Consider the following 2,145-nt stretch of genomic DNA (forward strand, 5'->3'; position numbering starts at 1 on the left):
TCAAACGACAAGGACGATGCCTTGTCGAATAGTGAAAAACAAAAAAGAATGCATAAAAATAAACCCAATAAGAGTTGGTGGCATTTTTGGTAAAAATTAAAGGGTGGATTAAGAATGGAAATAGAACCTAAGATAATGTCTCAAGTCAAAAGTATTTTAGGAGAGTTTGGAAACAAGTATTTAACTAGTAAGGGTTCTCTGAAACGAAATAATGTAATTAATGACTTGGATAAATTTGACCGTGAATTGATGACAAAGCTATTTAAAGATCCTTTAATACATAAAAATTATGTAGAAAAAATTGCTGACACTGAAGTATTTAGACTCAATCAATTTATTGAAATGTTTGAATATAAAGAATTTTGGGAAAACAGTTACACCAAATATACAAATAAAATTGGTTTAACAGCTAATGGAAAATTTATTGATGAATCTGCTGATGTTGTTTTGGATTTTCCCTTTAAAGATACTGTTTTAAAAGCTGGTATGACTAAAGAAGATCTGGATAAAGATGAATCTGCTGATGAACCATTTTTAAACGAAATCATTGCTAAACCTGAAATTGATGAGCTATTAGAGCCTAAAATATTTGTTAATGCTAAAAAGTATGATCAAAACGGTGAACATAACGCATCTAGTTATTCTGATCAAGATAATTTAATTATTAAGGGGAATAATTTGATTGTTCTGTATAGTTTGAAGAAGCTTTATGCAAGTAAGATCAAGTTGATTTATTTAGATCCACCATATAATACAGGATCAGATTCATTTTTATATAATGACAAATTTAATCAATCATCATGGCTAACTTTCATGAAAAATAGATTAGAAATAGCACATCAACTATTATCCGATGATGGGGTTATCGCTATACAGTTGGACGATTCAGAGGGGCCATATTTAAAGGTGCTAATGGACTCTGTTTTTGGAAAAGACAACGAATTATTTACTCAATATGTATTAGTTCGATATGCTGACAAGACGTTAAAATCCGACATGGATTACCATAAACAAGTAGAACAGATACATTTTTATAAGAACAATAGTCAAGTTAAAGTCCATCCAAATAAGCAGGAAGAACAATACGACTATTCGAAATTTAATTTTAAGATTAGCACGGTAGGCCCGCCAATGAACACTGTAATACTCGGTGGGAAACGTGTTGAAATATTCAAAAGTGATCAAACGAGAATTCGTAAAATAGAGGGCAGTTCTACTGGCCTCAAAGAAATATGGGCAACAGGAACAATTTTAAATGGTAATTCTTCGGGAAGGTTCTTTAGAGATTATTTAAATGGACGCTATAAAACTGACGGTTATGGAATAGTATATAAAGTTTACGGAATTGGAAATGATGATAATGAATTCAGATTCTTTACAGGTCCTAAAAAACAGGGTGCTACTAAGGGAAAATACTATCAAGGAGTCCCCCTTGATGTCTTGAGTGGTAAGATCACCAGTAAGAAAAAACCTATACCAGGTTTTATTGATATGGCTGGTGCATTTGGAAATGACAGATTAGAAGGTGGTGTTGGTCTTAGAAACGGGAAAAAGCCTGAACAGTTGTTAGAAGAAATTATAAAAATTTTTAGTAAAGAAAATGATTATATCCTAGACTTTTTTTCGGGAAGCGGATCAACAGCTGCTGTTTCAACAAAAATGCGGCGGAAGTTTATTGCAGTTGAACAAATTGATGAACAAATAAAAAAGATGGTCAAAAGATTGAATAATGTTATTCAGGGAGACCAAACTGGCATTTCTAAAGATGTTGACTGGCAAGGTGGCGGCTCCTTTGTTTATGCAGAGTTGATGGAAAAGAATCAAGGCTACCTAAAAGATCTACTAGCGGCTAAAGATATAAATGAATTAGATGATGTATATAAACGCATGAAAGTGGGAGCAGATTTCGACTTTCGAGTGGATCTTGATAAATATGAAAATGATGCAGAACGTAAAGCTTTGCCTTTTGAAGAACAAAAGCAGTTATTAGTTAAATTATTGGATAAGAATCAACTTTATTACAACTTCAATAATATCGATGATGCCGATGTTCGTGACCTGATTTCCGATAAGGATTATCAATTTAATCAAAGCTTCTATGGAAAGAGGGACTAAACTGTCAAGGGCAGTTTAAAAATGTAGGTT

The 2,145-nt window shown here is 32.6% G+C and carries 1 protein-coding gene; it reads left to right on the plus strand.

Translation table 11 applies throughout. The annotated features are described in order from the left end of the window. The first annotated feature begins 114 nt into the window (after positions 1 to 114). A complete protein-coding gene (locus FD47_RS14265; protein ID WP_054736676.1) occupies positions 115 to 2,115 on the plus strand; it encodes a site-specific DNA-methyltransferase in 2,001 nt (666 codons plus the stop codon). Positions 2,116 to 2,145: the final 30 nt, after the last annotated feature.

This window comes from Lentilactobacillus parafarraginis DSM 18390 = JCM 14109, from assembly GCF_001435895.1.
GTDB lineage: Bacteria > Bacillota > Bacilli > Lactobacillales > Lactobacillaceae > Lentilactobacillus > Lentilactobacillus parafarraginis.